At 49.0% G+C, this 1,230-nt stretch carries 1 protein-coding gene, 1 tRNA gene and 1 rRNA gene; 1 reads left to right on the forward strand and 2 read right to left on the reverse strand.

The genetic code is table 11. From position 1 onward, the window contains the following. Positions 1–237 precede the first annotated feature (237 nt). Entirely contained in the window at positions 238–549 is a 312-nt protein-coding gene (locus ABD827_RS16990) for a monooxygenase (RefSeq protein WP_344965876.1), read from the forward strand. A 289-nt stretch (positions 550–838) separates the two neighbouring features. On the opposite strand, the gene ABD827_RS16995 is transcribed toward ABD827_RS16990, so the two are convergent. Continuing rightward, positions 839–915: transfer RNA gene (locus ABD827_RS16995), tRNA-Asp, on the reverse strand. A gap of 32 nt (positions 916–947) precedes the next feature. After that, positions 948–1,062, reverse strand: a 5S ribosomal RNA gene (gene rrf / locus ABD827_RS17000). Between the last annotated feature and the right edge of the window lie 168 nt (positions 1,063–1,230).

A 1,230-nucleotide genomic window follows, 5' to 3' on the forward strand; every position in this document is an offset into this window, starting at 1 on the left:
GTGTCACCTGTATATCTGATGAGGTGATGATATCACCTCTGAACAGGTGGCCACTTTAAGTGTGCCACTACAGTCTGCGCCGGCAACACTCTGTTTTTACTCTAGTTGATGCAACTACGGAAGAGAGCAGATACACGGGAAACAATAGTTAACTCATGCATAGATAATGAGATTGTCGGTTATAGGCCCATTTGCCATTATAAAGGACAATTACCACTATCAGAGGAACCGAAAATCATGCCGACACTGTTGCAAATTGACTTCAAATTTCCCACTGAAATGATGGGGGATGCCCTCACTGAGGGAGCTAAAGAGCTCGCTAACTCCATCAATCAGGAGCCAGGCTTTATATCCAAAATCTGGACGGAAAATGCCGAAACCGGCGAAGCAGGCGGTATCTATGTGTTTACCGACAAGGCGTTTGCCGAACAGTATGCCCATATGCACAGCCAGCGAGTGGCAGCGATGGGGGCTACCGAGATCCGGACAAAAATCTTCGATATCAATACCACACTCACCGATATCAACCGGGGCCAGTATACCGCCTGAGCAGTAAGTAATATCTCATAACTTATGTGGATACTGGGGCTAGCTTTTCTTTCTCGTCACCCTCGCGAAGGCGGGGGTCCAATGTCTTTGCAGGAGAAGCGCAGGCTGACAACTCTGCGCCACAGGCCCTGGATTCCAGCCTTCGCGGGAATGACGACCGAACCACACCTGTTATGCAGCATTACTTACCAGCAAGATTGGTATTAGATTGGTATCAGTCGGGGAGAGCTTGTTTATTGCGGATTGAAATGAAAAAAGCCCTGCTCGTGAGAGCAGGGCTTTTGAATAATGGCGGAGTGGACGGGACTCGAACCCGCGACCCCCGGCGTGACAGGCCGGTATTCTAACCAACTGAACTACCACTCCGCAAAGCTTGATAGTACGGGACTAAATTGGGTGCCTGGCAGTGACCTACTTTCACATGGCAGCTGCCACACTATCATCGGCGCGGGTGCGTTTCACTTCTGAGTTCGGCATGGGATCAGGTGGGACCACAACGCTATCGCCGCCAGGCATAAACTGGTGTTTGTCAGCTATTGCTAACAAACGCTGGAAAACTGATTAACAGCGGTCGAATGAATTCGACCCTACAGAACGTTCTTTATACCTGTTCTGTCTGTTTGATTTGAAATAATTTGTTTGTTCTCGACCGCAAGGTCTCACACTTCTTGGGTGTTGTAT

This window comes from Oceanisphaera sediminis (assembly GCF_039539745.1).
Lineage (GTDB): Bacteria > Pseudomonadota > Gammaproteobacteria > Enterobacterales > Aeromonadaceae > Oceanimonas > Oceanimonas sediminis.